This window comes from Bifidobacterium canis (assembly GCF_009727065.1).
In the GTDB taxonomy this organism is placed as follows: Bacteria; Actinomycetota; Actinomycetes; order Actinomycetales; family Bifidobacteriaceae; genus Bifidobacterium; species Bifidobacterium canis.
This window is the reverse complement of record NZ_WNLP01000001.1, coordinates 193,056-218,632: the sequence shown is the minus strand read 5'-3', so window position 1 is coordinate 218,632 and position 25,577 is coordinate 193,056. Positions and strand designations below refer to the sequence as shown.

Genomic DNA, 25,577 nt, shown 5'->3' with positions numbered 1-25,577 from the left:
AAGTTCTACAGGTATTTCACTCGGCCTTCACCGAAGTCGGAACCCGAAATGTCGATCACGTTGCCCTTGCCGTTGTTGTTGTTCCAGTTTGGCGCCGTGATGTTCGAGAAGTGGAAGTTCTCGATATCTGGCAGAGGCGTGTCATCGAGCTGACTTGCTGGGGTCCTGTCGTAGTTCGTGATCACGCCGATTTTATTGATGACGCTATCGCGCACTTGAATGTTCTTGACGTAACCGCCGCGCTTCGGACTCACCTTGACGCGAATGCCTTGATTGACGGCGCTAGAGCCAAGGTCCACCGGCACGATCGTTGAATCTTCGACGAAGACGTTGCGCACGCCTCCCGACATCTCGCTGCCGATCGTCACGCCGCCGTGCCCAGAGTGGAACACATCTCCGCGATAATACAGATTCTCGCTGGGGCGTGCAATGCTGCGTCCTTCCGCATCTTTGCCGGATTTGATGGCGCTGCAATCATCTCCGGTGGAGAACGTGGTGCCGAGCACCCAGACGTTGCTGCTGGAGTTCAGGTCGAAGCCGTCGCCGTTGTGCACGGAGGTGACCAGATCGAGATTGTATGCGGTGATGTCTTGGCTATACACCGGTACGATCGTCCACATCATGCCGTTGCGGATGTGCACGCCGTCCATGTAGACGTTGCCGCAGTTCTTGAGGCTGATGAGGCTACCGCCACCAACATGCTGTCCGCTTTGATACACGTCTGATGGGATCGGCAGATCACCGCCGTTGCCATTGTGCGTGAAATCATCATATGCTTTGCGCAATGCCAGACCGTTGGCTTCGTCGCCGATGGTGCCTGCGCCCATGATCTTGATGTTGTGGGTTGTGGCCCCTTTCGAATGGTCCATCGTTCCCACGTTGAGAAGACTCGAATACGCTGGGTTGCGTCCGTAGATGTCTTCGATGTCGTGGCGTGCATCGGTGAACGGATAGTCTGCGAGGTCGGTGCTCGGTTTGAGCTGTGCCCCTGAATCGACGTAGAACGTCATGTCGTCGTGCAGGTTCAATGCGCCGCTGAGGTAGGTTCCTGCCGGCAGATATACCTCGCAGTTCTTTTCCTTGCAGGCGTCTATGGCCTTCTGGATCGCCTCGGTGTCTTTCGTTGTGCCATTGCCCGTCGCACCGTAGTCACGCACGTTGTATTTCTTCGGAGTCTGCATGGTGCGCACTTCAATGGCGTCGGACGGATACGATTTGACATTGCCGGATGCATCCACCGCCCGAACGGTGAACTCATATTGGGTCGACGGTTTCAGACCCGTGACCTTGAAATACGTCATGTCTGTGGAACCCACATACTGATCACCAGCGTAGACGTCGTAACGAGCCACGTTGGAGTAATTCGCTGGCTTGTTCCATGTCAGAACCACTGACGTATCGGTGTTCGAGGCCGGCGCCATTGCCAGTCCCGTCGGCGTTTGCACAGTGGTATCGTCCGCCTGTGCCGCCGGGATCGTCAACGCGCATGTGGCCAGCATGCCTACGCATGCCGCGGTGGCGACCGCTACACTAAAACCTTTCTTCATCTGCTTTCCTTATGTTGATCGACATTATTGCCATTTACAGATGTGCCCGGCCCAAAAGCGATTTCGAACCGGGCACCGCGCCTATTGAGCGCCGATCATTCATCCGCGATGCCTCTCGCGGAAACTTCGGCAGCCTCCTTTCCGGCCGTCGTCTTCGACGGTCTGTGCACAAAACTCATCGTGTATCAATGAAGTTCGTGGTAGTTGAACGACTCGAAGTCCGCATGCGAACCGTGTGCGTCGAAGTCCTGCGCGCATATGCCCGCCATCGCACCGGTGAACACGGTGCGTCCTCGCCACTGGCTGATGTGTTCATCGCTCAATATTGTGGAATCGAGATCTTGCACCAAGGTCGTCCAACGATCCTCCGGCACGTCTCCGTCGGCGATCACTTCGACATCGAAGGCAATCGCTTCATCCCGCACTCGAGCGCGTAGACGGACGTCTGATCCTTCCGGCAGTGGCATAGGGTCACAGGCGAAATGGAATTCGTCGTTGTCGTTGACGAGCACTTGCACATAGCGTTTGGTGCCCTGTTCATCATCGGCAGTGACAAATTCATACATCCAGTGCTGCGTGTCGTAGAACAGCACGAGCCCTGCGCTTTGTTGGAAATTGTCGGGTTGGAAGTCCAGCAATGTTTCGACGTCGAAACGTGTGGACTGCCAGCGCCTGGCGAACAGCGTCTGTCGGTGAAGGGAGGACAGGCTTTGGCCGCCATAGAGTCTGAGCCACCCTGGGCGTGCGGAGAGGGAATAGTCGACGTTCTCGCGCAATGGCATGCGCAGTGTTTTGAAGGTGCTCGGCAATGGGGTGTTTTCGGAGAACGCCACGTATTGCGACCAGTCGGTACGTTGCTTAGGTGGCTGCCCGCCTGTGGGCACGTCAACTGGAATCGTTGTACGCAGATCAGGGTGCGTCGTGCCGTTCTCGAGCATTGGCCAGCCTTCGGCATCCCAGCGTATACGCGTGATGGCAGTTTCCCTGCCCAGTACGCACGCGCCGCGAGGTGTGAGTGGCCTACCGCACAGGAATGTCGCATACCAGTCATCACCGTTGTTGATGAACGAGCAATGGCCTGTTTTCTGCAATGGCCATGCAGGGTCATCACGAGTGCTCATCAATGGTGTGTGTGGTGATTCCTCCCACGGACCATATAGGCTGCGTGATCTGCTCACTGTCGCCGCATGGTTGTATTCGGTGCCGCCCGCGGCGCAAATCAGGTAATACCAGCCGTCTTTTTTGATGATCTGGGGTCCTTCGCACACGCCGAGCGATGTTCCTTTGAAAATATGCGCGCGTTTTCCAACAAGCGTCATCGTGTTCAGATCGATTTGCTGAATCACCGTGCCAACGAAGCGGTCACGATCTTCACCACGCCAATCGAAGAGCATGTTGATGAACCAGCTGGTGCCGTCGTCGTCATGGAACAGCGATGGGTCGAATCCCGATGCCGTGACGAATGTGGGTTCGCTCCATGGACCGGTGATGCTTGGTGCGCTGATGACATAGTTCAATGTGTCTTTGAACTTCGTGGCCGATTTCACATCGGTGTATGCCAGCCAGAAACGACCGCGTGCATAGCTCAAGTGTGGTGCCCAGATCGATCCGGAATTGTAGTTGCCGGCCAAGTCTGCTTGGCTGGTTCTACTGATCGGATTGCACACCCATTCCCATTGCACCAGATCGGTGGAATGGTAGATTTCCACGCCCGGCCACCATTCGAAGGTGGAGGTTGCGATGTAGTAGTCGTTGCCAACCTTCACCGCACTTGGATCGGGGTGGAATCCCGGTAGGATCGGATTCGTCACCGTCACGTTCACCTTCTCACCCCGACGTGTCACACGTTGATCGGAGTTGAGAAGCAATGCTGTGTTGTCTGTCATTTTATTCGCTCATTCCTTGACGGCGCCGGATGCCAGACCGGACTGCCAGTACTTCTGCAGGAAGAGGAAGGCGATGATCAGCGGGATGATGGCGAGCAACGAGCCCGTCAGGATGAGGTTGTTCGGTACGACGTGGAAGCTCGCGTCGCCCGCCATCTTCATCCACACGTTCAAGCCGACGGTCAGCGGGTAATCATGCACGTCGTTGAGCATGATCAATGGCAGGAAGTAGTTGTTCCATACACTCACCAATGCGAACAGCAGTGTGGTGACGAATCCTGGGCTGAGCAGCGGGAATGCGATCTTCCAGAAGATCGTCCATGTGTTGGCACCATCAATGCGCGCCGCCTCGACGAGCGAGATCGGTATCGATGTTTGTGCATAGATGATCATCAGATACAGACCGAACGGATTGCTCAACTGCGGCAGGATAACCGCCCACGGAGTGCCGGTCATACCGAGTTTCGAATAGAGCAGGAACAGCGGGACTGTAATGACTGTTGACGGAATCGACATGAACAGCAGCGTGACCCAGATGAGCGCCTTGCGCCCATGGAATCGCATCGTGGCGATCGCATAGCCCGCGAATGTGGCGAAAAGCGTGGCGCCAAGGCCGGCGACCACTGCGTAGACGATCGTGTTGAGCAGCCAACGGGGATACACGCCGCCGTTGAATTGGAATGTGTCGACGATGTTCTGCCAAAGCGCGAAATGCTTACCGAACCACATGCCGTTCGACGTATACAGGTCTTCGTTCGTCTTTGTGGACGAGAAGAACAGCCAGACCAGCGGAATCAGGCAATACAGCACCATGAGAGCCATGACCACGTGCAGCAGTACGTTGAGCACGCTTTGGGTCGGGGTCAGCTTGGCGGCCATGCCTCCACTCGAATTATTTTCCCGCTTCCGACGTTTGCGTTCGCGCAGCTCGTGATCTCGTATGGCTAGTTTTTATCGCGTTTCTTCAGTGACGCGGAACGTGTTGCCGTTGTCATCACTTCTCCTCCCACTTATTGCCGACGATCTTCACCGCGGAGACGATGATCATCGTGAACAGGCCGACCACCATAGATACTGCAGCGGCGTAGTTCAGGTCTTGCCCGGAGAAGGCAAGGCTATAGGTATACAGATTCGGGGTGTAGTAACTGGTGACCACCTCAGGGGCGATCGTCTGCATCATGCTCGGCGTATTGAACAGCTGCAGTGCATAGATGATGTTGAACAGCAGTGTCATGACCACGGAAGAACGGATCTGCGGCAACTTCACGCTCCATGCGATGCGGAATTCGCTAGCGCCGTCCACACGTGCGGACTCATATAGATCTTCAGGCAACGCGCGCAGCGATGAATAGTAAATCAGCGTGTTGTAGCCCATCGACACCCATGTCGAGATGTTCACGAAGCCGAGCACCATCAGTTGGGCGCTCATCATATTCGGCGGGTTCCACCCGAATGCGTGGCAGAACTGCCCCACCAAGCCGTAATCGGTGCCGTAGATGTAGCTCCACATCAATGCAGCGATCACGTTCGGCACTGCGTACGGCAGGAACAACAGGATGCGCGGTATGGCGACATGCCTGATGCGCTGCGAATCGAGCATCAGTGCGGCCATCAGCGAGAGCACGGTCATCAATGGCACCTGAATGAGACCATAGATGAGCACCCTGCGGAAGCCGTTCCATAGCAGCGGATCCGTCAACGCCTTCGCATAGTTCGCGAATCCGGCGAATTGCTCGCCTCCGATCATCTGCTGTTTATACAAGCCCAAGTAAAAGGCGTAGCACATTGGAATGATGGTGCCACCCAAGAACACGATGACGTACGGCAAGCACCACAACATACCTATATGCTGCATTCGTTCCTTGCGAACCGTCGGTTTCGCATGGCTGGAACCGGTCTTCGTTGACGGCCCAGGCCTCTTCTGCGCAGTAACAGCCACGTTGCTCATTACGCGCTCCTTTCAAATGAAAGCGCCGGTGGAAGAAGGAAGGAGATAAAAGGGAGCAAGACTTCTTCCGCCGACGCACGTTATGTTGGCGCGTTCTGCACGCGTCTTCCCGAAAGCCGGGTGCGGTTCATCTGACCGCACCCGAATCGGGAGTGTTCCTCACAAGGCGTTCAGAGGCTCATCGTCACGAACCGATGCTCACCTTGAAGCCCTGATCCTTTGCATATGTTTCGAGGCTGGTCTGCCATTGGGCGAATGCGGCGTTGAGGTCTCCGCCCTTCTTCATGGCCGGAACGATGATGTCCTTGTACTTGGTGGCATACTGCGAGTTGAATGGAAGCACGCTCCAGCCCTTCGACAGCAACGATGCCGCTTCGAAATAGACCTTGTTGGCCTTCATGCCGAAGTACTTGTCGACCACATCGGCCTGCGTTGGATCATCCTGGAAGCTCTTCGCGGCGAGGAATACGGAGCCTGCGTCTTCGATCGTCTTCACGGAATCCTTGTTCGAGCACAGATAGTTGGCGAATGCGATGGCGGCTGCCTGCTTCTCCTTGGCAGTGGCGGAAGTGACGGCGATCATCGAACCACCGATCTCACCCACCAGATGCTGGCCGGAACCGTCACCCCACGATGGGGTCAGGTATGGTTCCAACTTGCCGCCGGCGAGCTGTGGTTGTTGCTTCGAGAACGACGTGCCCTTCCAACAACCATCGAACTGCACACCCCAGCGTCCTTCAGCGAAGCCTCTGTTGTATTCATCGGACTTGTTCGCAACCGGTTCGAGCACATCTTCGTCGATGAGCTTCTGGATGAAGTTGACGGCTTGCTTCACCTTGTCGCTGGTCATGTCGAGCTGCACGTTCTCAACGCCATTGACCTTCCAAGGAATTGCGCCGGAATCACGCACGATCTGCATCATGTAGCGCACGTCGGTCGTATCGATGAAGCTCATGTATTTGTTCGGATCCGCCTTGTGCAATGCGATGCCGGCCTGTTCGAACTCATCCCACGTGGTCGGCACCTTGATGTTGTATTTGTCGAGCACGTCGTGGCGCACGAACATGATTTCAGGACCTTGGTCGAATGGCGTGCCGTAAAGGCCTTCGGCCACGTGGCTGCTCTGCCATGCCGCGGTGTTGTAGAGCGAACCCATGTCTTTCTCGATCGTCGGATCGGAGAAGTTGAGCAGCGCTCCGGTCACTGCGAACTGCGGCAGGTAGTCGTATTCGAGCTGAACAACGTCAGGGATGTCTTTGCCGGCCTTGATGACGTTCTGGAACTTGGTGTAGTGGTCAGCTGCCGCACCCGTCGAGGTGACGTTCACCTTGATATGCGGGTATGCCTTTTGGAACGAATCGATCAGCGGCTGTTCGATATCAGTGCGCCAGGTCCAATAGTTCAATGTGATGTCTTTGTCGGATGTCAGCGCATTGTTGACATCGGTCATGGTGATTCCCGCCGATTTCGATGTCGTGCTGTTTCCGCTCGACGAATTGCTTCCTCCGCACGCTGCCACGCTGGCCAGCATGGCGATGGCTGAGATTCCTGCTGCAATACAACGTCCTACAGATGAGAACTTCATGATGCAACCTTTCGATAATCTTCATTGATTATGCGATAAGTTTTATCGCTCACTTTTCATTGTAGGAATACAAAATCGACACGCCGATTGACGCAAACTCTTCAAAAATGTGACCAAGATCACGCATAACCCTATATTTCGCAACGGAAAACTGGTGTAACCTCAATGAATAAGCCAATTCACATTTATGAACATTCCGACACTTTACTTAACAATTCGAAAATTTACGTAAATCTCTCTTAAACATGTGCTATCGTTTGAGCATCGCATAGGGGGTTTGTATGGCACAGGATCATAGAACGACGCTTTCCGATGTCGCCAATGCAGCACAGGTTTCAGTGGCAACCGTTTCGAAAGTGGTAAACGGGAAAACAGATATTTCAAGCGATACTCGCGAAAAGGTGGAACAGGCGATCGAGCAACTGGGGTACTTCCATTCCAAGCAAAGCAACCATCCATCTGAGTTCATCGACATGGCATTCCATCATCTCGACAGCAGCTGGACCATCGACCTGCTTCGTGGCGCAACTGAAGCTTTGAAACCGTCGCACGCACGCATCGTTGTCTCACAAGCAAATTCAACGGAGGAGCTGTGCGGTGAATGGCTCGAGGAAGTGGCTGCCAGACGGCCTCTAGGAGTTATCGTCGTTTTTCGAAACCTACGATAACGCTTGCCAAGCGTCTGGCTTCCCGTCAGATCCCCTGCGTCTATCTCGACCCATGGGGAACGCCTGCTTCCGGACCAGGAATCATGTCGGTACAGACCGATAATTGGTCTGGCGGTGTGTTCGCCACGCGTCATCTTATTGAGCTTGGTCATCGGCGATCGCCACGATAACAGGGCCGACGTCGGTGATGTGTGCGAATGCGCGTCTTGATGGGTACCGCAACGCGCTAACCGAGGCGGGTATCCCCGTGCAGGAAAAATACATTCGCCGCGGCGAGTTCACACAAGACAGCGGCTATACACTGGCGATGGATCTGCTCGAGCAAGATGACCGCCCCACCGCAATATTCGCACAAAGCGACTTCCTCGCATTCGGTGTCTATCGTGCGGCACACGTGCTCAATCTGCGCATTCCCCAAGATCTTTCAGTGATCGGTTACGATGACATCCCGACGTCTCAACTGCTCACTCCCCCATTGACGACGATCGCCCAACCCACCTCTCAGATGGCCGCCGCCGCAGTGCATATGATTCAGGATTATCGTGCCGGTAAATCGGTTGACGAGCGCTTGATCATGCCCACGTCGTTGGTGTTGCGAGAGAGTACAGCGGCTCCTGCCACATTGTAGGCGACTTGGAAAACGGAGAGGGGCTGTGGCGCGCGGATAATCCGCGCGCCACAGCCCCTCTCCGCGAAGATATGGTCAAAGAGATATGAAGATGTCAGTGCTCAAACAAAGCCTTGGCGTTGTTGTACGAAACATTTTCGACGAGCGTGCCGAGTGCATCCTCATCAGCGGGGATTTCGCCCCGTTGCGCCCATTCGCCGAGCAGTTCGCACAGAATCCTACGGAAGAACTCGTGTCGGGTGAAGCTCAGGAATGAACGTGAATCAGTGGTCATGCCGACGGCGTTTCCAAGCAGTGACGTCTCCGCCTGCACTTCGAGTTGCGTACGAATCCCCCTACGCGTGTCGTTGAACCACCAGGCGTTGCCAAGAGACATGCGCTGGCGCATGCCGCCTTGGAAGGAGCCGATGACCGTTGCGATCGACATGTAGTCGTTCGGGTTCAGCGAATAGACGAGCATGCGAGGCAGGTCCCCTGTGGTCTGCGCGGCATCCAGCAGCTGTGCCAGCGGCTGTGCGATCGGCAGATCGTTCAGCGCGTCGCCGCCCGTATCGGCACCATGTTCGTCGAACAATGTCGTGTTGACGTTGCGCAATGCCTGAATATGCAATTGCATCGTCCAACCGCGCTGCGCATAGCAGCGCATCAAACCGAGCAATAATGCGGTGCGGTATTGTGAGATCTCGGTTGAATCCAGCTCATCATGCAGGCGTGCCTTGCTGAGAATGTGGTCGAGCTCGTTCGGCGTCGCCTTCGCGAAGGTGAGCAGATCGGCCGCGTGGTCAGACAAACGTGATCCGTGCGCGTGGAAGAACTCCACGCGGTTTTCCATCGCATCCATCAGATCGGAGAACTTGTGGATCGTGATGCCGCTGACTCCCTCCAGCTGTTCGATCCATGAAGAGAATCCTTCTGCATCAGGGTTCAGCGCTTTATCGGGACGCATGGCCGGAAGCATCTGGAACGAGTCGTCTTCGTTGGCGAACAATTCGTGGAAGTGAAGATCATCGACTGGATCGTCTGTTGTGCAGATCGTGTCGACATGCATGCGCCGCAATAATGCGCGACGGCTGAATTCAGGCTCTTGCAGTTGCCTGTTGCATTCGTCGTAGATTTCGCGCGCAGTATGCGAATTCAATGTCTCGTCGATGCCGAAATAGCGCCGGAGTTCCAAGTGCGTCCACAGAAACACAGGTGAACCGATGGCCTTTTCCATCGTTTGGGCATAGGCGAGGAATTTGCTCCATGGATCGGCGTCACCGGTGATCAACTGTTCGGGAACACCGTTGGCACGTTCAAGACGCCATTTGTAGTGGTCACCATAGTTGTTGCCGTCGGTGAGCCAGGCAGAAACGATGTCGGGGAAATTGGTGTCTTCATAGATTTCCTCAGGATGCAGATGGCAGTGATAGTCGACGACCGGCATATGCTCTGCGTGATCGTGATACAGCGTCTTCGCCGTATCAGTGGTCAGCAGAAAATCGTTATCCAAGTAATTCACGATGCACTCCTTAGTGTCTTCGTGACTGCCACCGTAGATGGATTCGGTCACGGCACCGTGATTTGTTGCCAACGATTGTCATCGGCCACTGTGTGCCGGTCGTCTGCTTGATTCGCGAATGATCAGTGATGTCGACACATGTGCGAGATCGTCGGAGCTTTCCGTGCCGTCGATGCTGGCAAACAGCATGCGTGCGGCTCTTGCGCCCAGTTCCGAAGAGGAGATGCGCACACTGGTGAGTGTCGGCTCATAGATGCGCCCCACAGCGTCATCATCGAATCCAATGACGCCGAAATCTTTCGGGCAATCGAATCCCCTACGCCTCATCGCGGCAATGAAACCGATCGCCATCAGGTCGTTGTGCGCAATCACCATGCCTGTGGGATTCGCAAGATATCTGTCGCACATCGCGAATCCTCCTGCAAACGTCGGCGAACCAGGCCAGAATCGTTGTGCCCGTATACCACGAGCATGAAGGGCTCTCGAAACTGCGTTCCACCTGGTTGCGGCGGACCAGGAAGATATCGGCCCATCGAGATACGTCACCTCGGTGTAGTCCTGGCGTGCGATATGCTCGACCAGCTGTGCGACACCGCCTTCGAGATCAAGTGTCACATTGCGCACACCGAGCACAGAACGGTTGACCACCACCACCGGACGCGTTTGCGCGCATTTGCGGATCATGGCGTCGGGCATGCGCGATGATGTGAGGATGACGCCGTCCACATCGGGAGCGATGCGGTCGAACGCAGCACGTTCAAGCACGGCGCTTTCACGTGACTCGGCGACGACAAGGGCGATGTCTCGATTCTCCGCTTCCCGCTGTACGGCTCTGATCGCATCCGACATGAACTGGTTGGCGATGTCGGGAACGATAATGGCGATCATGCGTCTTTTGCCACGTAATGGCACGTTTTGCACAGGTTCCTCGTGGTATCCGAGCCGTTGGGCGGTATCGAAGATGAGTTTCGATGTGCGTGCTGAAACGCGATCCGGCTTTGAGAAGGCTCGGGAAACCGTGGATGGAGAAACTCCGGCAGCTTTCGCGACATCGCGAATGGTCACATGTTTGGCTTCATCTTCACTTCGCATATCCGCTCCCTCGTCTCACACGGATTTCAATGACTCGTCGAATATGCGAACGACCGGTTCTAAGACCGGCCGTTCGCAAACACACATGACTGGAAAGAAAACACAACGCTGCTGTTACCCGCGGATCGCTTGCACCAACTCCCTTGCTTTGCTGCAGTTGCGTACGATGACATCCCAGTCGCCATCCTGCTGCGCACTCGCGGGAACAGGGAATGACCCACCGATCGCGAACACATTGTTGAGCGCAAGATACAGCGGTGCATTCGTCAATGAAATACCTCCTGTCGGCAGGAATTTCATATCGGCGAACGGACCATGCAGCGACTTGAGCGTGGCGACACCGCCATATGCTTCGGCCGGGAAGAATTTGACATGGCGCAAACCGCGATCATACGCCTGTTCGACATCAGACGGTGTGGCCGTTCCCGGCACGATGAGCACGTCATTGTCGATCGCCCAGTCCACAAGCTCAGGGTTGAAACTCGGTGTCACGAGCCCAGCGCAACCGGCATCCAAGGCCGCCTTCGCCTGATCGATCGAAAGTACCGTTCCGGCGAGCAATGTCACTTTCGACACGTATTCTTTGATGAGTTTCATGCCTTCAAGCGCATATGGGGAGCGGAACGTCACTTCAGCAATAGGCAACCCGCCTTCGGCGAGCGCCTCTGCCAGCGGGATCGCCTCCTGCGTAGAATGCAACGTTATCAACGGCACGACACCCAATTGCGTGATGTAATCGATTTGCTCTTGTTGTTCTTGCTTCGTTTGCTGTGCAACTTGCATGGATATTCTCCTTGTGTTGTTCAGGTTCTTCGGTATTGCGGATTCCGCTGCGAATCCGCTGTGGGTCATTGGTTTGCGTCTATGCCGGTTGGCTGCTCCGACTCAGATGATGAGCGATTCCAGTGCGTTCGTGCGTTGACATGAAACGTTTCAACTCGGCAGGATTTGGCAGGCCAGCGTTGTCTGACACGAATTGCGTTTGCACTGCGCCGATCGCGCAACCTCGTTTCACCGCCTCCGACAGATCTCGTCCTTCGAGCAGTGCTGAAAGCACGCCGGCGGCGAATCCGTCTCCGGCGCCAACGGTGTCGACCACGCTGTCAACGTGGAATCCTGCGATATGCTTCATCCAATTGCGGTTTGCGATGAGAGCTCCTTGTGCACCGTTTTTGACGATGACCGTTTTCGCGCCATTGTCGAGAAATGCTTCTGCCACGTCTTCTTCGGTGTCCGCTCCGAATAGCTCACGGCCTTCCGCGATGCCGGGAAACACCAAGTCAGCCTGTGCTGCCAAGTGCAGTAGCGTCGTGCGCATTTGGTCACGTGACGGCCACAATGCTGGGCGCAGATTGGGGTCGAAGCTCACGAAAACGCCACGTTCGCGCGCCTCGTCGATGAGCGTTTGACTCGCGTCTTTCGTCGTTTCGCTCAGCGCTGGCAGGATGCCTGTCAGGTGCATGAGTGTTACGCCGTTCCAATCAGCTTGGCTCACATCGGCACTGCTCAGGGTCGAGGCCGCCGAGTTGGCGCGCATGTAGAATGTCAGCGGGTCTCCGTGCGTCACTTTCGATTTCATCATGAAACCCGTGTGGTGACTATGATCCAATGTGACCATACTCGTATCGAGATGTTCGGTACGCATCACGTCAAGCACGCGGAACCCGAATGGGTCACGCCCCACCTTGCATAGGTACCGTGCGTCGTGGCCGAGTCTGTTAAGGCCTATCGCGACGTTGAGTTCAGCGCCGGCCACAGACTCCTCCCATCGACACACCTCGCTCAGATCTCCCGTGTCGCACGCTGTGAACAATGCCATTGGCTCTCCTGCGAGCAATGTTGTTCCCGATGCGATGGAGATGCGAGAAACTGGTTCGTTCATCGCAGTTCTCTTTTCATGCTGCACTTCATCGTCAAGACCGCTATGTCACCACGATGAAGTGCAACGATGTTCATTTGATGTTCAATGCTTTGATCGTAAAATCCTCACAATGAGATGCGGCAAAATGTTGCCATGAGTTTCCGGCTGCGTCACGCAAGCGGGAGCTACGCAGCCATCCACGTTGCCATTAGACAACGCGGTCACATCTTGTTCCACCAGATCCGCGAGACCATCTATCGCCGTGAGGTCGCGTCCCCAGATCTCGGTATCGGCAAGCACCCGACGCACGCAATCACCGCTCGGTTCCATATTGGAGAAACGTTCGAGCACTGCAGGATCGTCGCTGATGGCGATCTGCGCATCGGTCAAATGGCCATATGTGACCAGCAATGCTGCCAAGGCGAGCGCTATACGGCGCGGCACGGCCCTGCCCTGATTCACATTGCGTTCAAGAATCGGCAGCAAACGCGCTTTGAATTTAGCCACGGAATTCAATGCGATCGAATCCAATGCATGACGGTTGTATGGGTTGCTGAAGCGCTCTATTACCGCATGGGCAAACGAATCGAGTTCCGATTGCGGCAGTGAAAGCACTGGCATAATCTCTTCGCGCATTTCATTGACGATGAACGACTTCATGCGGTCATCGGCCATCACTTGGCCGACGGTTTCCAGTCCCATGAGACGAGCGATCAGCGCCATCGTCGTATGCGGAGCGTTGAGCAGGAACACTTTGCGCTCGCGGTATGGTGTGACATCATCGGTGGTGACCAGATCGATGCCGAGCGATTTGGCTGGCAGAAGTTCGTTGACTTTGCGCTGTGCTTCCTTGCTGCCGCCTACCACCCACAGGGCGAATGGTTCGGCTTTCACCATGTTGTCATCGCGATAGCCGAGTTCGTTCCAAATGCGATTCGCATCATCGCGTGGAAAACCTGGCACGATTCTGTCAACAAGTGTGGAGACAAACGTGTTGTTGTGTTCAATCCAGTCAAGGAACTCTTGCTCGTACCCGAATTTGCGCGCTGTTTCCAGCAATGCCGCTTTGAGTGCTTCCCCGTTGTTCTCGATCAGTTCGCACGGTACGATGAGCAGTCCGTTGAGGCCGTCGTCATACCTGCGCTTGAGCAGGCGCACGAGCTTGGCCGGATAGCTCTTAGGAGGAGTTGCCTGTGGAGAGTCCTCTTCGGATGTGGCGATGCCCGCTTCGGTCGTGTTTGAAACGATGATCTGCAGATCTGGATTGTCGGCGAGGTTCAGGAACTCCTGCCAATCCGCATACACGTCGACTGTCTGGCCTATCGAGTCGATGACCTCGTGTGTTTTCAACGGCAATCCGTTGCGCAGTCCTTCAAGGATCACCGTGTATAGGCGATCCTGTTCCTCCAACTGACGTACTCGACCAACTGGCAACGGCTGCACTATTGCAACATTGCCGTTGAACAGATTCGCATCGTTGAGCTGTTGAATAATCCAATCGACGAATGCGCGCAGGAAGTTGCCTTCACCGAATTGCACGACTTTGATCGGGCGCTGCTGTGCGTCAGGAGATATGAGACCCTGTTGAAGCGCAAACGTGCGTGTTAATGTTGCCTGTTCCATAGAATGCCACTCCTTGTCCATACACATCTATGTGCATCTTTCATGTGCATCTGCACGCAAGAATATGGCTGTGGAATGCGGCAAAAGAAAAGCGTTGCCATCGATTGCCTTTGCATAAGGCAATCGATGGCAACGCCATAGTATTGTCAGCGTCGATCAGGTGTCGATCTTTGAACGGTCAAAATCATCGGCGTTGTCTACGATGAACTGGCGTCGCGGCGGCACTTCGTCGCCCATCAGCAAGCTGAACACGTCGTTCGCCTGAGCCGCGTCTTCCATGCGGATGCGGCGCAGCAGGCGGGTTCGCGGATCCATCGTCGTGTCTGCCAACTGGTTGGCGTCCATCTCGCCCAAGCCCTTGTAGCGCTGAATATCGTCGGCGTATGGAATGTGCTCGGCGTCCAGTTGCGCGAGACGTCCGGCGAGCTCGTCATCGGAATAGGTGTAGATGTATTCGCCTTTACGCGCTCCCGCCAACGCGATGCGGTGCAACGGCGGCACTGCGGCATACACATGCCCAGCTTCGACGAGCGGCCGCATATAGCGGTAGAACAGCGTGAGCAGCAGCGTGCGGATGTGCGCGCCGTCAACGTCGGCATCGGTCATCATGATGATCTTGTTGTATCGCGCGGTTTCGATGTCGAACGATGCTCCGGAACCCGCTCCGATCACCTGGATGATCGACGCGCACTCCTTGTTCGACAGCATTTGCGCAAGCGACGCCTTCTGCACATTCAAGATCTTGCCGCGGATGGGCAGCAACGCTTGGAATGCCGAGTTGCGTGCCGCTTTTGCAGTGCCGAGTGCCGAGTCGCCCTCGACGATGAACAGTTCGGCGATGTCGTCGTTGCCCGGCTGGCAGTCCGAAAGTTTGCTCGGCATCGACGCGGATTCAAGCGCGTTCTTGCGTCGCGTGACCTCTTTCGTCTTGCGCGCTTGAATGCGCGCGTGCATTTCGCCGACTATTTTTCGAGCACTCGTGAGGATTGTTCCTTGTACCCGCGCTTCGAACCGGTGATCATCTCCGCGAACTGCTTGTCGGTGATGCGTGTGACAAGTGGTTTGACCGGCGCGGTGCCGAGCACGTCCTTGGTCTGGCCTTGGAACTGCGGTTCGGCTATGCGCACGGTGACCACGGCGACGAGTCCGGCCAGAATATCGTCGCGCTCGATTTTCATCTTCGGGTCTTTGAGATTGACTTTGAGCTTGCGCGCGTTGTCTTCGACCGTTTTGCGGATCTGCTTGGTGATCGACTGCAGGAAGCCGTCGACGTGCATACCGCCGCCCGGAGTGGCGACCACGTTGACGAAGCTCTTCAACGTGGTGTCGTATCCGTTGACCCAGCGCATTGCAATGTCGACGTCGCAGGTTCGTGTGATTTTCTCTGCATGCAGGTCACCGTTTTCGTCGACCGCCTGAGTCTCCTCATGGTAGGTGCCTTGCCCGTTGATTCGCCATACGGATGAGATCGGTTCGCCGTGAGACAGGAAGTCGACGAAATCGACGACGCCGCCGGTGTGACAGAATTCCTCGATACGGCGATGCCCCGGCACGCTGATGTTCGTTTCCGTTGGCACTGACACCGGTTCCACTGGCAGCGGATCGATTGGATTCTCTTCGCTCTGCTGAGCGGATTCGACGCTGGCCACTTCGAGCTGCGCCACGTCGTCGCTATCATCACGCTCGGCATCGTCGATCTGTTCCGCCTGCCCTGCTTGCGCCTGCGCGACATCGGTTTCTTCGAACACGTCTGTGTGGGAGTCACCGGTTTCACGAATGTTCTCGTCGATGACGGTTATTTTGAGTCCCGGCACCAAGAAGCTCGTCTGACGAACACGGTCGATCAGCTGGTCGTAGTCGAACTTTGCGGTGTCGTTGAAGATCTCGGGATCCACCCAGTAGCGGATACGCGTGCCGGTGCGCTTCGGCGGCACTTTTCCGATGATCTCGAGTTCTGTCGGACGGTTCTTGCGCGTTTTCTTGAACGGTGAATTCGGTGACGGGTTATCGGGATCCGCGTCGGTGTACACACCCGGATGCCCTGATGGAACGCCATGTGATACGTTTTCCGTCACGGTCGACTTCGACGTCCATGCGCGAGCTCAATGCGTTGACGACGGAGGAGCCGACACCATGCAGGCCACCAGCCGCGTTGTATGAGGCGTTGCCGAACTTCGCACCCGCATGCAGTTTGGTGAGGACCACTTCAACGCCGGTCAGCTTCGTTTTCGGCTCCACGTCCACCGGAATGCCACGGCCATTGTCGGCCACTTCGATGGAACCGTCTTCATGCAATGTGACGATGATGTGCGTGCATGCGCCGGCGAGCGCCTCATCGACGGAATTGTCGATGATCTCCCACAGGCAGTGCATGAGCCCCTGGCTGTCGGTTGTGCCGATATACATGCCCGGACGCTTGCGCACGGCGTCAAGGCCCTCGAGAACCGTCAACGAGTCGGCGCCGTAGTCCTGCTTTGCCATCTATCTGTCACTTCCCGTTCCACATGCCCTGTTCGGGCCATCATTGTGCATATACGAAATACGAAAATGCGTACAGCGGGGTGTTGAGCCCCGCTGTACGTGTAAAGTCAGCAATTCATTGTATCAATCACTGGTCGAGGAAGTCGCGCAGTGTCTGCGAACGAGACGGATGGCGCAACTTCGACATCGTCTTCGACTCGATCTGGCGAATGCGTTCACGGGTGACACCGTAAACGCGTCCGATGTCGTCCAACGTCTTCGGCTGACCGTCTTCAAGGCCATAACGCATCTTGATGACGCCCGCCTCGCGTGGAGACAACGTTTCGAGCACCTGACGGAACTGCTCCTGCAGCAGTGAGAACGCCACGGCTTCGGAAGGCGCGATCGCATCGGTGTCTTCAATCAGATCACCGAATTCGGAGTCGCCGTCTTCACCCAAAGGAGTGTGCAGCGAGATCGGCTCGCGGCCGTACTTCTGCACTTCCTGCACTTTCTCAACCGGCATATCGAGTTCGCGTGCAAGCTCGTCAGGCGTTGGCTCGCGGCCGAGATCCTGCAGCATCTGGCGCTGGACGCGCGACAGCTTGTTGATCACTTCCACCATGTGAACCGGCACGCGAATCGTACGCGCCTGATCCGCCATGGCTCGGGTGATGGCCTGACGAATCCACCACGTCGCATAGGTGGAGAATTTGAAGCCCTTCTTCCAATCGAATTTCTCGACAGCACGGATCAGACCGAGATTGCCTTCCTGAATCAAATCGAGGAAGAGCATGCCACGGCCTGTGTAGCGCTTTGCCAGCGAGACAACGAGACGGAGGTTGGCTTCCAGCAGGTGATCCTTCGCCTTCTTGCCGTCAGCCGCGGCCCACTTCAATTCACGCTTGCGGTGGAAGTCCATCTTGTCGCCCTCCGTGTCGAGCAGGTGCTGTGCATACAGTCCTGCTTCGATACGCTCTGACAGGTCGACTTCCTGTTCGGCGTTCAGCAACGAGACGCGGCCGATCTGCTTCAGGTAGTCCTTCACCGGATCAGCGGTGGCGCCCGCGGTCACTACTCGACGCTTCGGGTTGACTCCCGGATTGGCGAGCAACGCCTCATCGTCTTCATCGTTGTCGTTGACGACGAATGCGCCTTTCTCCTTAGGCTCTTGAGGAGCTTGCTCCTCCTCGTCTTCCTCATCTTCGTCGTCTTCGGGCTCGGATTCCTCGTCGGCATCTTCATCGAGATCGTCTTCATCGTCGTCGGCGTCGAGATCTTCGTCGAGATCTAGATCCTCCTCGTCGATGACGTCTTCATCGTCCATCAACTCGTCGTCATCAAGTTCCTCATGCTTGGTTGACGCGGTTTTCTTCGCGGACGACTTGTTCGACTTGCGAGTCCTCTTCTTCGGAGTCGCCGTCGCTTCCTTCTCATCGACGGCGCTCTTTTCCGCCGACTTCTTGGCTGTGGACTTTTTGGTCGTTCTCTTCGCGGTTTTCTTCGCAGAAGTTGAAGCTTTGGCCGTGCTCTTACGCGTCGTTTTCTTCTTCTTCGACGTCGTCTCCTCGTCGACCGCATGTTCGGAGGTCGTTGTCTTCGATGCTGCTGCGGTGTTCGTCGTTTCCTTGGCGACCAAACTCTACCTCCTCTATCTGTGGATGCGCGACTTGCCTCAAGACATAGTTACGGCAAGGGCAAGTCGCCAACTATGTGAGTAAACCATGCGTCGGGGACGATTATTCCCGTGTATTTTCCTCGCTCGCACGTTCGGAGCAAGCTCAAGCGGGAGCCGAGCGGTCTTCAACGGTGTCCCGTATTTCCACAAGCGAGTCGCTTGTGCGCCGTTGCTGTTCGACGAATGCCGGATACACGTGCCGGCTCACCGCGGTCACCACTATCGACGCCAACGTGATCCCGTTGTCGTCGCTCAGCACGTCAAGCCCGTATCCAAGCGCCTCGTCGTCTCCCAGCCACCATAGCAGGTATGCGATCACCGAACGCACCTGCAGTGTCTGCATCGGCTGCAGTTCCCGCGTGATCCGCCGCATCACATCCACCGCATGCATGCATCGTGCGCGATCCGGTCCGTGTTGCTTGTCGGCGAAGGCGTCAGTGAGCATGCTCGACATCGCGGTCGCATTGCGCACCTCATGTGGGTCGGTTGCGAAATCGCGAATCATCTGCATGTTCCAGCGTTCCTTGTCAATCACCACCGAGATCAGCAGTGCGTCTCGTATCGCCAAGGATTCGGTGATGCCCACCGCCATCGTCAGCAATGCTTCCTCGTCATATTCATCGACGTCTCTGCTCACATCGTCAAGCCAAGGGAACCATGCCTCGGCTATCTCACCAACCCAGTGTGCCGCCGTGGCGTGAATCCCCTTGTGCACATACATGCGCACGAATTCGCCCCGCAGTTCCTCGAATCGTTTCGCAGGCGAACCCGCTCGTCGTTCGGGTTCGTCATGCTCAATAATCATCGTTTCGTTTGGCATATCGCGGTTCTCTGCATTGCTCATTGCGCTCTCCTTGCGTCGTTGCTTGCGCTTATGTACGGCGTTGCGTTCGCATCGCTTACGTTCATCGTCCGGTAATTCGCATGTCGAATCCAGCTCGTCGGGCACATGTGGTCGAAGGTCGAGTTATGCACATTGCGCGTCGCGCCCCGTGTGAATATTTCGCACGAACATTCCGCCATAGCGCGCTTCGCTGCAATGTCGGAAGAATGTGAATACACTGGCGATATGAGCGATTCATCCGAGCTGAAATCCATTGAGCGGCGCATCGGCGAACTTGTGCGGGAATATGTGGAGCCGAACGCCGCACACGCGCAGATCTCCCCTTCGCTGCAGCCGATGCTCAAGTCGGTGGTCAGGCAGGCGCTCTCGTCAAGCGAAGGTGGCAAAAGACTGCGCGCATTGCTCACGATCGACGCCTACGATGCCATGACGTTGCACGCCGTGCCTGAGCATACGCAAACAGCAAGCGCGCAATCGAACGTGCTCGACTTCGCTTGCGCGATCGAAGTGTTCCAAACCGCCGCGCTCGTGCATGACGATCTCATCGACGACTCCGATCTGCGCCGCGGCAAACCGTCCGCTCACTGCGCGTTGACGCAGCAAGTCGGTCAGGCGAGCATCGGCCGCGGTCTGGGACTTATGCTCGGCGATATGCTCGCCACCGCCTGCACAATGATCATGGAGCATGCGAGCGCCGGCATGAACGAACATCAGCGTCTCGTCGAATCGTTCCTCGCCATGCAACGCGACGTGGAGATCGGCCAGGTGCTCGATCTGGCGATCGAGCGTATGCCTCTCGACGATCCGCGCGCTCTCGCACAGGCATCATTGAACGTGTTCCGTTGGAAAACGGCGAGTTATACCACGATCGCGCCGCTGCAGCTCGCGTTCCTCGCCGCCGACGTGCCCGCTCAGCAGGCCCAGGAGCACGCATTTGCCATAGGACTTCCTCTGGGGCAGGCGTTCCAGCTCGCCGATGATCTGATCGATGTGATCGGCTCGTCGCGCGCCACCGGAAAACCGGTGGGCGGCGACATAAAGGAGGGCAAGCGCACGGTGCTGCTCGCAGACGCGCTCGAACTCGGCGATGACACCCAGCGTGCACGACTGCAGAGTTTGTATGAGCAAGATGAGCGCAGCAGTCAGGAAATCAGTGAGGTCATCGCACTGTTCCACTCCACCGGCGCGGTCTATCGTTCGCGTCAACGCATCGGTGATCTGTGGGATGCCACGCAATCAGCTATTTCACAGCTGCAGCTGCTGCAAGATCAGTCGCAGCTGCTGCGTAGCGCTTGCGCAAGGTTCCTTCCCGATTTCGCGTAGCACCGGTATTCTTGACTCAGGAGAACTTACTCGAGATTTTCGTGAAATCTTTCACCTGATAGGTGCGGCAGAAGGAACGACTGTACAGCATGGCTGACAATTTGGCTGAGAACACGCCCGACAACGCTGTTATCGACAACAGATACCGAGTCGTGCGCAAAATCGCCGACGGCGGCATGGCTACCGTGTATCAGACCGTCGATGAACGACTGGGACGCAATGTCGCGGTGAAGATCATGCATCTGCAGCTCGCGCAGGGGCCCCACCGTGAGCAGTTCATCGAACGCTTCCGTCGCGAGGCGAAGTCGGCCGCCGCGATCGCGAATCCGCATGTCGTGCAGGTTTACGACACCGGTGAGACGAACGGTTCGTATTATCTCGTGATGGAATACGTGCACGGCGTGAACCTGCGCAGTGAGATTCAGACGCACACCACGTTCAGTGTGCGCGACACGTTGCGTATTATCGGCGAGACATTGAACGGTTTGGCCGCAGCACATGAGATCGGCGTCGTGCACCGCGACATCAAACCGGAGAACATTCTGATCAACGACCGCGGTCATGTGGAGATAACCGATTTCGGTTTGGCCAAGGCCGCTTCGCAGGCGACGCTTTCCTCCACCGGCATGCTGCTCGGCACCGCCGCATATCTGGCTCCTGAAATGATCGAAAGCAATCTGGCCACACCTCAGGGTGATTGCTATTCGGTGGGCATCATGGCTTGGGAACTGCTTGCAGGCAGAGTGCCATTCGAATCCGACAACCCGGTGACGATGGTGTTCAAGCATGTGAACGAGAACGTGCCGTCGATTGGCACTGTGTGCTATGGCATCGGCCCTCGCGTGTCTGCATTCATCTCGTATTTGACTGCGCGCGACGTCGATCAGCGCCCCAAAAACGCGCAGGAGGCGTTGCAGCGTCTGCGCGACCTGATGCCTACGCTGAGCCGTGAGGCGCTCGACTACCAATATCATCCTGAAGAGCCGAAGATCAACAGCACACGGGTGTTCCCACTGGGTGCGAATGCGCCTGCTCCTCCGGCACCCCCGACGCCTCCCTCCTCTTCGTCGCAGCAGGAGACGGTTGCCGTTGCACCGACTTCCTCCTCGGCAGACTCGTCTACACCTGCGGACCAGACCACTCATGCCGAGGAAGAGGCCACCGTCACCGTGCCTCCGTTCCTGCGTGAACTGGCCGACGCCAACGCTTCGAACGTTTCAGGAGACGGCACCGGCACACCGAATGTGCCGGCTGGGCCGCTTCCCGCATCTCCGAACGATCAGCCGACGGTGGCGCAACCGAAGCGTAAGCGGAAGACGTGGCTCATCGTCACGTTGATCGTCATCGGCGTTCTGGCCATCGGCAGTGGTTCGTTCGCCGCATGGTATTTCGTGGGTCCGGGCAGCTATTGGACGTTGCCGAAACCGGATTCCCTGCAGTGCCAGGAGAACACGGCGTGCAAGATCACCAACGTGAGTTGGAGTGACTACAAGCGCACGCTTGACGTGTCGAATATTCCGTATGAAGAGAAGCAGGCGTATAGCGACACCGTGCCCAGCGGCAACATCATCTCCACCGATCCGCAATACGTCGACGCGCATCTGAGCAAACGCAACGATGCGAAGCTCACCGTCACCGTGTCGAAAGGTGTGCAGCAGGCGACGATTCCGGAGAATATTGCAAGCGAAAGTGATCCGCTCACTGTGCTGCGCAACGCCGGATTCACGAATATCAAGCACGATACGAATGCCGACGAATATTCCGAGGATGTTCCCGAAGGCCAGATTCTGAGCATCTCCCCCGACCCGGGCACCACGACGAACCATAACACCGAAGTCACGGTCACGCTGTCGAAGGGGCCTATGCCCGTGTCGATGCCGACGCTCGCCGGCGTCACGAAAGATCAGGCGGCGAAGACTCTGGCAGACAACAAACTGCAGGCAACGTACAAAGAGGAATACAGCGACACCGTGCCCAGCGGCACGGTGATCTCCGCGACCCCTGACGCCGGCACCGAACTGCACTGGGGCGATTCGGTGACCGTCACCGTGTCGAAGGGCCCGCAGATGGTCACAGTCCCCGACGTGACCGGCAAGAAAACCGATGAGGCGAAGAAGATCCTCGAAGATCTCGGTTTCGAGGTCAAGGTCTCGTCACCGCTCGGCGATCTGTTGCACACGGTGCGCATGCAAAGCCCGTCGGGAGGCAAGCAGGTGCGTGTGCGCGGCGAAGACGGCAAACCGACCGTCATCACTTTGACTGTTATCTAAGTCTGCAGATAAAAACTCGAGGGGTGCTGTTTGCTGCATATCCATCAGCAAACAGCACCCCTCTCTTGTCTCTTTACATAAATGATTTGTATGTTTACTACTGATTTACTCGTGTTTCTCGGTAACATCGGCGGCTGCGGCGGCACCGGCTGAATCGAGCACGTTCTGCTCTTCCTTCATCTGCTGCTTGACCACCTGCGCGTATTCGGGAACGTATTCCTGACCGCTCATCTGCTGAATGCGGCGCGTGATCTCATCAGTGAGTTCGCGAAGACGCTCATGGGTCACTTCGTCAGCCGGTACTTTCTCCACTTCGATCGGCTTGCCGTAGATCACCTTCGAGTGGCCTTTGCTAGGAATCACCTGCCCCGGCTTCTGCAGATCACGCGAGCCGATGATCGCAGCCGGAATAATCGGGCAGCCGGTCTCCAACGCGAGACGAGCCGCACCGGTATGGCCTTTGTAGAGGCGTCCGTCCGGACTGCGCGTGCCTTCGATGTGAATGCCGAACAGGTGGCCGTCTTCTATGATCTCGCGCGCATGTTCCAACGCGCCCAGCGACTTCGAGCCTCCGGAACGGTCTACGGGGAACACGCCGACGGACGTGAACCACCACTTTTTGAACTTGCCTTTGATGCCTTTGCCTTCGAAATATTCGGCCTTGCCCATGAAGTGAATCATGCGCGGGCAGGTCAACGGCAGCAGAGCATCGTCGATGACAGCGAGATGATTGGCGGCCACAATGCCGCCACCGGTGCGCGGAATGTTCTGCAATCCTTCGGACGTCGGATTGAAACGGTGCCTCGCCAGAGGTCCTAATCCTTTGACAAAGAACCAATACAGCATGTGTGCCTCCTGTGTTCGCACCAATGACATCCGCTTGGTACAGTATTGAGTATGACTGACCTCAACAATAGCAACGACGGCGAAGAAAAGAAGCAAAAGAGCTCACATCAGCACGATTCCGATACGCCCGCGCTCTCCGAAGAGCAGGCGTGGGATCGTTTTCTCGACGAGTATTCCGAAGATTTGCAAGATGTTGAGAAGTCACGCACTGCAAAGAAATTCGACAAGCATGCCGCCAAGCAGGAGAAGAAGGCGATGCTGTCGGTCGACGATTTGAAGCAAGACAGTTTCGTCAACGCTTCCGGCCCGCGCGATTTCACGAATTCCAGCTGGCTCGACACCGATGATGTGATGGATCGCGGCAGTGTGTTCACTCCCCCGAATCCCGATCTTGGCAAAATACGTTGGTCGCGACTCGTTTGCGGCATTCTGCTCGTGGTGGGCGTTGTGGGTGTGATCGCCACGACGTTCCTTCCAGCATATGCCACGGTGTTGGGTGTGATCTTCGGCATCTGCGTGCTGGTCGGTGCCGGTGGCCTGTTCGTGACGCATCGCGGTCATGACGAGACGAAAACCAGCGAGGAAGACGACGGCGCTCGAGTCTAGCGCCCAATACGCTGGGGGGATATAAAACCACTGTCGTGCTTGATATAGCAACACTGAAAACCGCTATTTTCCAATGATTTTGCATTTGCTCATTATTGCACGACAGTGGTTTTATATCCCCACCAGCAAAAGTAGAAGTAGAGAAGAGACTGTGAGGATCAGGCGTGACGGCGCGCCACTGCGATCCACTCGTCGAGCAGCTTCGCCGCGCGACCAGAATCCACGGTTTCCTCAGCGATCTTGTAAGCAGTTGCGAAACGCTCCGCCAGCGTGCCGTCGGCCGGCACCTGATGACCGTCTGCGACGATTGCAGAAGCCGCGTTCAGCAACGCCGTGGAGCGGAACGGAACGTCGTTGCCTGCGAAGAAGTCGCGTGCGGCCTGCGCATTGTAGTCAGGTTCACCACCACGAAGATCGTCCACCGTCACCGGAGCGAGTCCAAGTTCGTCGATCGGGTTGAAGTCGGTTTCGGTCACGTTGCCGTCTTTGAATTCCCAAACGCTGATCGGACCCGTTGGAGCCATCTCGTCCAGCCCCTCGTTCGATGTGTAAACCATGCCGGACTGCCCGTTCGACGCATACACCTGCGCCATCAATGGGCTGATCGCACGATTCGCGCAGCCGATGGCCATGTGCTGTGGCTTCGCCGGATTCGTCAGCGGACCAAGCACGTTGAACACACACGGAACACCGAGTGCTGCGCGCACAGGGCCCACAAAGCGCATCGCCGGATGGAAGGTTTTGGCGAACGCGAAGGTGATGCCAACCTCGTTGGCAACTTGCGCAACGGCTTCAGGCTTGAGATCCAGTGGAAGCCCCAGTGCTTCCAAGCAGTCGGCTGCACCGCATTTCGACGATGCTGCACGGTTGCCGTGCTTGACGATCGTGACGCCGGATGCCGCGGCCGTCACCGCACCCATCGTCGACAGGTTCACCGTATGAGCGCCATCGCCACCTGTGCCGACGATATCGGTGCATTCACCTTCCACACGCAGTGGAACGGCATGGGAGACCATGGCCTTGGCAGCACCTGCGATCTCCGGCGCGGTCAGCCCCAGTTGCTGCTGCGTGGCGAGCACCGCGCCAACGGATGCCGGATTCGCATTGCCCTTCATCAGGTCGTCGACGAACCACTCGGATTCTTCGGCGTTCAAATGCTCGCCTTGCACGAGCTTCGTGAGAATCGACTTCCATGTGAGTTCTGCCATAGC

Annotated in this window: 19 protein-coding genes and 3 pseudogenes; 6 read left to right on the top strand and 16 right to left on the bottom strand. The window is 56.5% G+C overall.

Annotated elements, in window-relative coordinates:
• Nucleotides 1–5: 5 nt before the first annotated feature.
• The 5 genes and pseudogenes from GSD1FS_RS00950 to GSD1FS_RS00930 form a co-directional block, all read right to left on the bottom strand.
• Entirely contained in the window at nt 6–1,547 is a 1,542-nt protein-coding gene (locus GSD1FS_RS00950; protein WP_155587988.1) for a glycosyl hydrolase family 28 protein, read from the bottom strand.
• Nucleotides 1,548–1,732: 185 nt separating this feature from the next.
• Nucleotides 1,733–3,433, bottom strand: a complete 1,701-nt coding sequence (locus tag GSD1FS_RS00945; protein ID WP_155587987.1) for a glycoside hydrolase family 43 protein — start codon at nt 3,431–3,433, stop codon at nt 1,733–1,735.
• 9 nt (nt 3,434–3,442) lie between these two features.
• Nucleotides 3,443–4,428, bottom strand: a pseudogene (locus tag GSD1FS_RS00940) (carbohydrate ABC transporter permease).
• Nucleotides 4,428–5,381, bottom strand: a complete 954-nt coding sequence (locus GSD1FS_RS00935) for a carbohydrate ABC transporter permease (protein ID WP_155587985.1) — start codon at nt 5,379–5,381, stop codon at nt 4,428–4,430. The pseudogene GSD1FS_RS00940 and the gene GSD1FS_RS00935 overlap by 1 nt, the downstream one beginning before the upstream one ends.
• Before the next feature lie 184 nt (nt 5,382–5,565).
• The gene (locus GSD1FS_RS00930; protein ID WP_246165676.1) at nt 5,566–6,831 is read right to left on the bottom strand and encodes an ABC transporter substrate-binding protein; all 1,266 of its coding nucleotides are present in this window, start codon (nt 6,829–6,831) and stop codon (nt 5,566–5,568) included.
• Here GSD1FS_RS00930 and GSD1FS_RS09570 point away from each other — a divergent pair.
• The 3 genes from GSD1FS_RS09570 to GSD1FS_RS00920 all read left to right on the top strand — a co-directional run bounded on the left by GSD1FS_RS09570 (nt 6,830) and on the right by GSD1FS_RS00920 (nt 8,262).
• Nucleotides 6,830–6,994, top strand: a complete 165-nt coding sequence (locus GSD1FS_RS09570; RefSeq protein ID WP_246165675.1) for a hypothetical protein — start codon at nt 6,830–6,832, stop codon at nt 6,992–6,994. The two genes, GSD1FS_RS00930 and GSD1FS_RS09570, sit on opposite strands and share 2 nt — an antisense overlap.
• 253 nt (nt 6,995–7,247) lie before the next feature.
• Nucleotides 7,248–7,634, top strand: a complete 387-nt coding sequence (locus GSD1FS_RS00925) for a LacI family DNA-binding transcriptional regulator (protein ID WP_155587983.1) — start codon at nt 7,248–7,250, stop codon at nt 7,632–7,634.
• A gap of 157 nt (nt 7,635–7,791) precedes the next feature.
• Complete coding sequence (locus tag GSD1FS_RS00920) at nt 7,792–8,262, top strand: LacI family DNA-binding transcriptional regulator (protein ID WP_343030168.1); 471 nt, start codon at nt 7,792–7,794, stop codon at nt 8,260–8,262.
• A 94-nt stretch (nt 8,263–8,356) separates the two neighbouring features.
• Here GSD1FS_RS00920 and uxaC read toward each other — a convergent pair whose 3' ends face one another.
• The 9 genes and pseudogenes from uxaC to GSD1FS_RS00880 form a co-directional block, all read right to left on the bottom strand.
• The gene (uxaC, locus tag GSD1FS_RS00915) at nt 8,357–9,763 is read right to left on the bottom strand and encodes a glucuronate isomerase (protein ID WP_343030150.1); all 1,407 of its coding nucleotides are present in this window, start codon (nt 9,761–9,763) and stop codon (nt 8,357–8,359) included.
• A 78-nt stretch (nt 9,764–9,841) separates the two neighbouring features.
• Complete coding sequence (locus tag GSD1FS_RS00910; RefSeq protein ID WP_155587980.1) at nt 9,842–10,855, bottom strand: LacI family DNA-binding transcriptional regulator; 1,014 nt, start codon at nt 10,853–10,855, stop codon at nt 9,842–9,844.
• Nucleotides 10,856–10,969: 114 nt separating this feature from the next.
• Complete coding sequence (eda, locus tag GSD1FS_RS00905; RefSeq protein WP_155587979.1) at nt 10,970–11,638, bottom strand: bifunctional 4-hydroxy-2-oxoglutarate aldolase/2-dehydro-3-deoxy-phosphogluconate aldolase; 669 nt, start codon at nt 11,636–11,638, stop codon at nt 10,970–10,972.
• A 79-nt stretch (nt 11,639–11,717) separates the two neighbouring features.
• A complete protein-coding gene (locus GSD1FS_RS00900) occupies nt 11,718–12,674 on the bottom strand; it encodes a sugar kinase (protein WP_155587978.1) in 957 nt (318 codons plus the stop codon).
• Between the two features lie 144 nt (nt 12,675–12,818).
• Complete coding sequence (locus GSD1FS_RS00895; RefSeq protein ID WP_155587977.1) at nt 12,819–14,339, bottom strand: tagaturonate reductase; 1,521 nt, start codon at nt 14,337–14,339, stop codon at nt 12,819–12,821.
• Between the two features lie 156 nt (nt 14,340–14,495).
• A pseudogene (locus tag GSD1FS_RS10320) lies at nt 14,496–15,883 on the bottom strand (toprim domain-containing protein); the annotation flags it as partial.
• 230 nt (nt 15,884–16,113) lie between these two features.
• A pseudogene (locus GSD1FS_RS10315) lies at nt 16,114–16,820 on the bottom strand (ATP-binding protein); the annotation flags it as partial.
• A gap of 127 nt (nt 16,821–16,947) precedes the next feature.
• A complete protein-coding gene (locus GSD1FS_RS00885) occupies nt 16,948–18,438 on the bottom strand; it encodes an RNA polymerase sigma factor (protein ID WP_155587976.1) in 1,491 nt (496 codons plus the stop codon).
• 142 nt (nt 18,439–18,580) lie between these two features.
• Nucleotides 18,581–19,321 (bottom strand): hypothetical protein, encoded by a 741-nt coding sequence (locus GSD1FS_RS00880; protein WP_155587975.1) that lies wholly within the window; start codon nt 19,319–19,321, stop codon nt 18,581–18,583.
• A 225-nt stretch (nt 19,322–19,546) separates the two neighbouring features.
• Here GSD1FS_RS00880 and GSD1FS_RS00875 point away from each other — a divergent pair, with 225 nt between their 5' ends.
• Together GSD1FS_RS00875 and GSD1FS_RS00870 are read left to right on the top strand one after the other, a co-directional pair.
• The gene (locus GSD1FS_RS00875) at nt 19,547–20,644 is read left to right on the top strand and encodes a polyprenyl synthetase family protein (RefSeq protein ID WP_155587974.1); all 1,098 of its coding nucleotides are present in this window, start codon (nt 19,547–19,549) and stop codon (nt 20,642–20,644) included.
• Nucleotides 20,645–20,733: 89 nt separating this feature from the next.
• Nucleotides 20,734–22,914, top strand: a complete 2,181-nt coding sequence (locus GSD1FS_RS00870) for a Stk1 family PASTA domain-containing Ser/Thr kinase (protein WP_155587973.1) — start codon at nt 20,734–20,736, stop codon at nt 22,912–22,914.
• Nucleotides 22,915–23,019: 105 nt separating this feature from the next.
• Here the strand turns inward: GSD1FS_RS00870 and GSD1FS_RS00865 are convergent, their stop codons facing one another.
• Nucleotides 23,020–23,760 (bottom strand): lysophospholipid acyltransferase family protein, encoded by a 741-nt coding sequence (locus tag GSD1FS_RS00865; RefSeq protein ID WP_155587972.1) that lies wholly within the window; start codon nt 23,758–23,760, stop codon nt 23,020–23,022.
• 51 nt (nt 23,761–23,811) lie between these two features.
• Here GSD1FS_RS00865 and GSD1FS_RS00860 point away from each other — a divergent pair, with 51 nt between their 5' ends.
• The gene (locus GSD1FS_RS00860) at nt 23,812–24,366 is read left to right on the top strand and encodes a hypothetical protein (RefSeq protein ID WP_155587971.1); all 555 of its coding nucleotides are present in this window, start codon (nt 23,812–23,814) and stop codon (nt 24,364–24,366) included.
• Between the two features lie 158 nt (nt 24,367–24,524).
• On the opposite strand, the gene trpD is transcribed toward GSD1FS_RS00860, so the two are convergent.
• A complete protein-coding gene (gene trpD, locus GSD1FS_RS00855; RefSeq protein WP_155587970.1) occupies nt 24,525–25,574 on the bottom strand; it encodes an anthranilate phosphoribosyltransferase in 1,050 nt (349 codons plus the stop codon).
• Nucleotides 25,575–25,577 lie beyond the last annotated feature (3 nt).

Bases quoted from the DNA above. Each gene is read 5' to 3' on its own strand.
- GSD1FS_RS00895 (WP_155587977.1), bottom strand. From the start codon at position 14,339: ATGGAACAGGCAACATTAACACGCACGTTTGCGCTTCAACAGGGTCTC.
- GSD1FS_RS00950 (WP_155587988.1), bottom strand. From the start codon at position 1,547: ATGAAGAAAGGTTTTAGTGTAGCGGTCGCCACCGCGGCATGCGTAGGC.
- GSD1FS_RS00900 (WP_155587978.1), bottom strand. From the start codon at position 12,674: ATGGCATTGTTCACAGCGTGCGACACGGGAGATCTGAGCGAGGTGTGT.
- trpD (WP_155587970.1), bottom strand. From the start codon at position 25,574: ATGGCAGAACTCACATGGAAGTCGATTCTCACGAAGCTCGTGCAAGGC.
- GSD1FS_RS00860 (WP_155587971.1), top strand. From the start codon at position 23,812: ATGACTGACCTCAACAATAGCAACGACGGCGAAGAAAAGAAGCAAAAG.
- GSD1FS_RS00945 (WP_155587987.1), bottom strand. From the start codon at position 3,433: ATGACAGACAACACAGCATTGCTTCTCAACTCCGATCAACGTGTGACA.
- GSD1FS_RS00875 (WP_155587974.1), top strand. From the start codon at position 19,547: ATGAGCGATTCATCCGAGCTGAAATCCATTGAGCGGCGCATCGGCGAA.
- GSD1FS_RS00910 (WP_155587980.1), bottom strand. From the start codon at position 10,855: ATGCGAAGTGAAGATGAAGCCAAACATGTGACCATTCGCGATGTCGCG.
- eda (WP_155587979.1), bottom strand. From the start codon at position 11,638: ATGCAAGTTGCACAGCAAACGAAGCAAGAACAACAAGAGCAAATCGAT.
- GSD1FS_RS00870 (WP_155587973.1), top strand. From the start codon at position 20,734: ATGGCTGACAATTTGGCTGAGAACACGCCCGACAACGCTGTTATCGAC.
- GSD1FS_RS00880 (WP_155587975.1), bottom strand. From the start codon at position 19,321: ATGAGCAATGCAGAGAACCGCGATATGCCAAACGAAACGATGATTATT.
- GSD1FS_RS00925 (WP_155587983.1), top strand. From the start codon at position 7,248: ATGGCACAGGATCATAGAACGACGCTTTCCGATGTCGCCAATGCAGCA.
- GSD1FS_RS00935 (WP_155587985.1), bottom strand. From the start codon at position 5,381: ATGAGCAACGTGGCTGTTACTGCGCAGAAGAGGCCTGGGCCGTCAACG.
- GSD1FS_RS09570 (WP_246165675.1), top strand. From the start codon at position 6,830: ATGGTGATTCCCGCCGATTTCGATGTCGTGCTGTTTCCGCTCGACGAA.
- GSD1FS_RS00865 (WP_155587972.1), bottom strand. From the start codon at position 23,760: ATGCTGTATTGGTTCTTTGTCAAAGGATTAGGACCTCTGGCGAGGCAC.
- GSD1FS_RS00930 (WP_246165676.1), bottom strand. From the start codon at position 6,831: ATGACCGATGTCAACAATGCGCTGACATCCGACAAAGACATCACATTG.